Here is a 6,633-nt window from a genome sequence, read left to right as displayed (position 1 = left end):
GGAAATACAGTTATTGTGCCAGAGGGTGCTCATTTAACGGGTAATTTGACCGTAGAAAATGGAATAGCCGATGTTAAGGGCGAGGTGGACGGCAACGTAACCGTCATTGACGGAACCTTGAACCTGGCTTCAACCGGCCATATCGCGGGTCAGAGCAGAACGATTGATCAAGCGCTCGATTGGTTCTGGTACAAAGTAACGCAAACTTTTGGCGGTAACGCTCGCTAAAGCAAGCTGCCTCCCTGTTGCAGGGGGGCGTTTTTTAATTTTTTTTGAAAAAAAGGATTTCCAATCCCATATATAGAAAATAATAAAGTTGAAAACCGATAATTAGACAATAATAAGGGGATCGGCTGTTGGGGGTTGGCATATGAGTTATTTCTCAGATTTAACATGGCATGACTATTTAAAGGATATTATAGACGTTGGTATAGTTAGTTATATTATTTATAAAATGATTTTGCTTGTGCGCGGAACAAGGGCAGTTCAACTTTTAAAAGGGATCGTCGTACTCGTCGCTGTATGGGGGCTGAGTACATGGTTCAATTTGTATACGTTGAAATGGTTAATGAACCAGATGTTCACCTTCGGAATTGTGAGCGTGCTGATTATTTTTCAGCCTGAGCTGAGACGCGTGCTTGAGCAGCTTGGTCGTGGAAAGCTGTTTGCGCGGTCATTTTCGCTTGATCGGGATGTCGTCAATGAACAAATTGACGGCGTAATTAAGGCTGTCCGTTTTATGGCAGAACGAAAAATCGGGGCGTTAATCGTATTTGAGCGGAGCACAGGCCTCAGTGAATTGATTGAATCGGGCATCCGTATGGAATCAAAAATTACATCGGAGCTGCTGATTAACATCTTTACACCGAATACACCGCTGCATGATGGAGCTGTCATTATACGCGCTAATCAGATTATGGCGGCGGGCTGCTACTTGCCTCTATCGGAAAATCCTTTTATAAGCAAGGAGCTTGGAACTCGCCATCGTGCCGCTATTGGAGTAAGTGAAGTAACGGATGCAGTGTCCGTAACCGTCTCGGAAGAAACGGGGCAAGTGTCATTGTCTCTAGGAGGCATGATCGTACGAGATATTAACGAGGAATCGCTGATTTCGAAGCTCTTTGATGAGCTGACTCCGAAGACGACAGGTCGTACGAAGGAACGTGTAACCATATCGTCTCTTTGGAAGCGGAAAGGAGGCAGTGATGGATAAATGGCTAAGTCACCCCACCTCTCTCAAAGTAATATCCGTCATAGTCGGATTGCTGCTCTGGGCTATTGTACATATTGATCCGGACACCTCACCGCAGACGGCGACATCAAATATTGATACCAAAACGATCGAAGCATCGGTTATTACGGCAGATGGCCTAGATACAGATAAGTACGTGCTTACGGCGATGGAACCTACCGTCGTGCGGCTTGATGTGCAGGGCAGGTTAACTGTTTTGTTCAATGCTTCTTCGAAAGATGATTATAAGGTTCAAGTTGACTTGAAAGGCGTTAAACCCGGCATACAGGAGTTGCCTTTGACGGTAAAACTGCCTAAAGGGATTACGCTTGTGGAGATGTCGCCGCGCACCGTTACGGTTCAGATCGAAGAAATTGTAACAAAGCCTTTTGAGCCGCAAGTCATTGTGGAAGGCAAGCCGGCAGATGGTTATATTGTTGGAGCATCGACGATTGTAGCACCGACAACAGGTGTACAGGTTACGCTGCCTAAGGATGATATGAGCAGAATCGGTGCTGTTACGACGGAGATCAATATTGAGGGTGCAGATAAAACGGTTGTTAACAAAAAAGCAAAAGTAATCGTATACGATGTAGACGGTATTGAAATGACAAATGCGATTGTTTCACCAGAAACGCTGCATGTCGAGGTCAAGGTAACGCCTCCGCTTAAGGTACTGCCTCTACAGGTGCGCTATACGGGCACTCTGCCTGAGGGACTGAGCTTAGTATCGGTGAAGCCGGCAATTGACAAGGTGACCGTATACGGCGAGCAGAAGCAGTTAGACGAGCTGCAGGTTTACGATGGGGTCGTGCTTGATCTCTCGAAGGTGAAGCAAACAGGAACCATTCGTGTGAAGACGGAATTGATTGATGGAATAAAGGCAACTGATCCAGCAGAGGTGGAGCTCAATGTCGTTGTAGCTCCCGTTAAGAATAGAACACTTACAGGACTAGATGTAGCTATAGAAGGTATCGCAAACGGGCTGTCAGCGGTTATACGGACGCCGGCAAACGGTAAGTTTGATTTAACCGTCAGCGGAGCAGATCCGGTGTTGTCTACGCTTAAGGCATCGGATATTAGCATTATTGCCAATGTAGAAGGTCTAGGTGTAGGCACGCATGTCGTCACGCTTCAGGTCGATGTGCCTGCGTATATTCAGACCGTACTGGCTGATGGGCAAACTTTAACGGTAACGATAGAAATAACGGACAACTCCGTACCAGGATCAGGATCAGGCGGAGACAACTCCGAGGAGGTCGGAGGCACTCCGACAGAGGAGTCTCCTCCCCCTGCTACGACACCGCCTCCAGAGACCAGTGAGGAGACTGGCAATGGTGGCGGAAACGCAGCAGGCGGTTCAACTACGAATCCATAATCATCAGAGCGGAATAAGTATATAACAACGAAAGCAATATATTACAAAGGAGCTTTTTAAACATGGGGAAATATTTCGGTACAGACGGTGTTCGCGGCGTAGCCAATCGTGAGCTTACACCTGAGCTAGCATACAAAATCGGTCGCTGCGGCGGCTATGTTCTAACACACAAGGCGCAAAAGCCGAAGGTGGTTATTGGCCTTGATACACGGATTTCTGGCCCAATGCTGGAATCTGCACTGATTGCGGGTCTATTGTCGATTGGTGCAAGCGTTGTGCGTCTTGGCGTCGTATCCACACCGGCAGTTGCCTATATTACGCGTGAGCTTAACGCTGACGCTGGCGTTATGATTTCCGCATCACACAATCCTGTAGAGGATAACGGCATTAAATTTTTTGCTGGCGACGGCTTTAAATTGTCGGATGATACCGAACTCGAAATCGAACAATTAATTGATGCTCTTACAGATGAATTACCGCGGCCTGAGGGCGGAGATATCGGAGCGGTATCAAGCGATAAAGGCGCTAAGCAGCGTTATTTGGATTATTTGAAAACAACGATTAAAGGCGAATTCAAAGGTTTGAAAATCGTGCTGGACTGCGCGAATGGTTCCGCTTATGAGCTGGCTCCTTCGGTTTTCCGCGAGCTTGGAGCGGACATTATAACAGTAGGCGCTGAGCCGGATGGTTTGAATATTAATGCAGGCGTTGGTTCGACGCATCCAGAATATTTGCGTGAGCAGGTACTGGCGCATGGCGCAGACCTTGGGCTTTCTTTTGACGGGGACGCTGACCGTTTGATAGCAATTGACGAAAATGGCGAAGAAGTAGACGGCGACTTTATTCTTTGTATTATTGGCGATGCGATGAAGCGTGAAGGCAAGCTGAAAGAGGATACCATTGTAACGACGGTTATGGCCAATATCGGCTTTTTCAAGGGAGCAGAGCGTATTGGCTTGAAGACAGCGCAAACGGCAGTTGGCGATCGTTACGTCATGGAAGAAATGCGTCGCGGCGGCTTCAATCTAGGCGGTGAGCAATCCGGCCATGTTATTTTCCTTGACCATATTACGACTGGCGACGGTATTCTTACTGCGCTTCAGCTCGTTGATACAATTGCAGCCTCCGGCAAGAAGCTAAGCGAACTTAAAGGCCTTATGCGGAAATACCCGCAAAAGCTTGTTAACGTACGCGTAGCGGACAAGAGCTTGTACCAAGGCAATGCAGCGATAGAAGAAGCGGTTAAACGTGTAGAGCTGGAACTTGGCGACAACGGCCGCGTGCTTGTTCGTCCATCGGGTACGGAATCTTTGATTCGCGTTATGGCGGAAGGACCAGAGAAGGAACAGGTCGAGGCTTACGTTGATCAAATTGCAAATGTCGTTAAAAGTGAACTAGGTTAATCATAGAGAATAATGGTGTCGAAGGCCTGTCGGTTCTTGTAGCCGGCGGGCTTTTTTAGCATTATTTTGGAAAATGGACGAGTATATTTTCCGTGAAAGGTTGCACAGCGGCTGGAAAATGAATATGATAGGTAGTGTGATTCAAGAAGGAAAGCGAGGATAGAGGTTATTTAAGCAACATAAGCGCCAGAGCTTGCGTGATGAATGATCGGTGGTAGAGCTAAGATAGATCAGCTTGAAGCGGGTATTCATACGGGAAGCTGACGAGGTGAAGGTGTTCGAAACATTCGGCGGGGACCTTCCGGTATTACAAGCCAACCGAAAGCCGTTACGTAAAACGGCCGGGCGACCGGTCATACAATCGTGCGGCAGGCTTCGATTATAATATTACTCCCGTATGTCCAAGATGCCACCAGCAGGGTGGGCATGGGCAGAGGGGTTACATTTTCCGCAATCATTCGGATTATTTTGTGACAACTTCATAGTGCCTGTGCCACGCATTGGCGGCATCCGATAAGGACGGGAAAATAACCTATCGGAGGCCTATTAAATTATGTGTGGAATTGTAGGATATATTGGTAAACGCGACTCGCAGGACATTTTGCTCGAAGGATTGAAGAAGCTGGAGTACCGGGGTTATGATTCCGCTGGTATCGCTGTCTTCACGAAAAACGGGCTCGAAATTACAAAGTCCAAAGGACGTCTCGCGAATCTTGAAGGCTTGCTGCGTGAAGTACCGCTCGAAGGTTCTATTGGCATTGGTCATACACGCTGGGCTACTCATGGTAAACCATCTGATGTGAACTCGCATCCGCATACGGACAACACGGCTAAATTTTCGGTTGTTCATAACGGAATTATTGAGAACTACTTGAATCTTAAGGAAGAATTAGTGACAAAAGGGCATGTTTTTGTATCGGAGACAGATACGGAAGTCATTTCCCATTTGATTGCTGATGAATATAACGGCAACATCGTGGAAGCTGTACAGCGTGCGGTTAAACGTATGCGTGGAGCGTTCGCGCTTGGTGTTTTGACTGAGTTTGAACCGGATCGCCTGGTTGCGGTTCGTTATGCAAGCCCGCTTGTTATCGGTGTAGGTGAAGGCGAAAACTTCATTGGCTCGGATATTCCGGCTATTTTGGAGCATACGCGCAACGTTTATATTTTGAACGACGGCGAAATGGCAATCCTGACACGCGATGCTGTCGAAGTAATGACGACTGAAGGCGAAAGTATTTCCAAGGAAATATTTCATGTCGATTGGGATCTAGTAACGGCAGAGAAAGCTGGATTTGATCACTTCATGCTGAAAGAAATTCACGAACAGCCAAAAGCTTACCGTGATACTATGATGAGCCGCATTTCAGAAGACGGTAAATCTGTCGACTTAAAAGAGCTGGGTATGACAGCTGAATATATTAAATCGATCCGCAAAGTACACATCGTAGCATGTGGAACGGCATATCACGCAGGTCTTGTCGGCAAAACGGTCATTGAGTCGCTTGCTCGCATTCCGGTTGAGACAGATGTGGCATCCGAGTACCGTTACCGCTCTCCGATCATTACTCCGGATACGCTGGTTATCGTTGTAAGTCAATCTGGTGAAACGGCTGATACACTTGCAGCTCTACGTGAAGCACAGCGCAATGGCGCTCGCGTGCTTGCGATCACGAACGTAGTAGGCAGCTCGGTTGCCCGCGAAGCGGATCATGTGCTTATTACATGGGCAGGTCTTGAAATTGCGGTTGCTTCGACAAAAGCATACAGCTCGCAATTGATTGCTTTTTATCTGCTTGGTCTACACATGGCAGGTACGCTTGAGACCAAAGAAGCTTCTTACATCGCAGAAGTTCTTGAGGCTATGCATCAGCTTCCAACTCAGGTTGAGCGCATCCTTGAGCAAGCGTATGTGCTTAAACAAGTTGCAGAGTCGTTCTCGCATCACAAACACTTGTTCTTCATCGGCCGCGGCGTTGACTATGCCGTAGCGCAAGAAGGCTCGCTGAAGCTGAAGGAGATCTCGTATATTCACTCCGAGGCTTATGCAGCTGGTGAGCTCAAGCACGGTACCTTGGCTCTCATAGAGGAAGGGATTCCGGTTATTGCTCTTGTTACACAAGAAGAGCTGTACGAGAAAACACTTAGCAACATTAAAGAAGTAAAAGCGCGCGGCGCTCACGTTATAGGCATAGCGAACCAAGGGGCAGAGGAAGAAGTTGCGAAATCTGTCGACGAGCTGTTCGCGATTCCAAAGACACTTCCGATTTTGTCACCAGCGCTATCGGTTATCCCGCTACAACTGATTTCTTATTATGCTTCGTTAGCTCTTGAGCATGACGTGGATAAACCACGGAATTTGGCTAAGAGTGTTACGGTGGAGTAGGGAGTTAGGGTTGGAGTGGAATGTGTGAAATTTTAATATAAAAATGTCACACTCCTCCCCAAAAAGCCTGCATTCTTCGAAATGCAGGCTTTTTTATATTAAAAGTGATGTATACAATGAAGTTATTCGCGACTAGTGTGTAGTAAGAAAATTAGTGTTAGACGGTGAAAATAAAGCTTTAGACAAGGAAATATGTCTTTGCTAATGGGTAGATGTCTTTATAGAAGGCTATGGT

At 47.1% G+C, this 6,633-nt stretch carries 5 protein-coding genes; all 5 read left to right on the top strand.

Annotation, left to right across the window (positions count from 1 at the left end; genetic code table 11):
• Positions 1-228, top strand: a 228-nt coding sequence (locus tag AC1DSE_RS27595) for a polymer-forming cytoskeletal protein (protein WP_477528520.1), incomplete at its 5' end; no start/stop codon positions are given.
• Between the two features lie 142 nt (positions 229-370).
• A complete protein-coding gene (gene cdaA / locus AC1DSE_RS27590; RefSeq protein ID WP_076271682.1) occupies positions 371-1,213 on the top strand; it encodes a diadenylate cyclase CdaA in 843 nt (280 codons plus the stop codon).
• Positions 1,206-2,609 (top strand): CdaR family protein, encoded by a 1,404-nt coding sequence (locus AC1DSE_RS27585; protein ID WP_477509968.1) that lies wholly within the window; start codon positions 1,206-1,208, stop codon positions 2,607-2,609. The genes cdaA and AC1DSE_RS27585 overlap by 8 nt, the downstream gene beginning before the upstream one ends.
• 62 nt (positions 2,610-2,671) lie before the next feature.
• Positions 2,672-4,012 (top strand): phosphoglucosamine mutase, encoded by a 1,341-nt coding sequence (gene glmM / locus AC1DSE_RS27580; protein WP_076271680.1) that lies wholly within the window; start codon positions 2,672-2,674, stop codon positions 4,010-4,012.
• Between the two features lie 553 nt (positions 4,013-4,565).
• Positions 4,566-6,398 (top strand): glutamine--fructose-6-phosphate transaminase (isomerizing), encoded by a 1,833-nt coding sequence (glmS, locus tag AC1DSE_RS27575; protein ID WP_441885562.1) that lies wholly within the window; start codon positions 4,566-4,568, stop codon positions 6,396-6,398.
• Positions 6,399-6,633 lie beyond the last annotated feature (235 nt).

It is taken from the genome of Paenibacillus sp. 01L418, assembly GCF_056400045.1.
This window is presented reverse-complemented; position numbering and strand designations above follow the sequence as displayed.

What these genes read in the sequence shown, in the direction of transcription:
- cdaA (WP_076271682.1), top strand. Translation starts at nt 371, where the DNA reads ATGAGTTATTTCTCAGATTTAACATGGCATGACTATTTAAAGGATATT.
- AC1DSE_RS27585 (WP_477509968.1), top strand. Translation starts at nt 1,206, where the DNA reads ATGGATAAATGGCTAAGTCACCCCACCTCTCTCAAAGTAATATCCGTC.
- glmM (WP_076271680.1), top strand. Translation starts at nt 2,672, where the DNA reads ATGGGGAAATATTTCGGTACAGACGGTGTTCGCGGCGTAGCCAATCGT.
- glmS (WP_441885562.1), top strand. Translation starts at nt 4,566, where the DNA reads ATGTGTGGAATTGTAGGATATATTGGTAAACGCGACTCGCAGGACATT.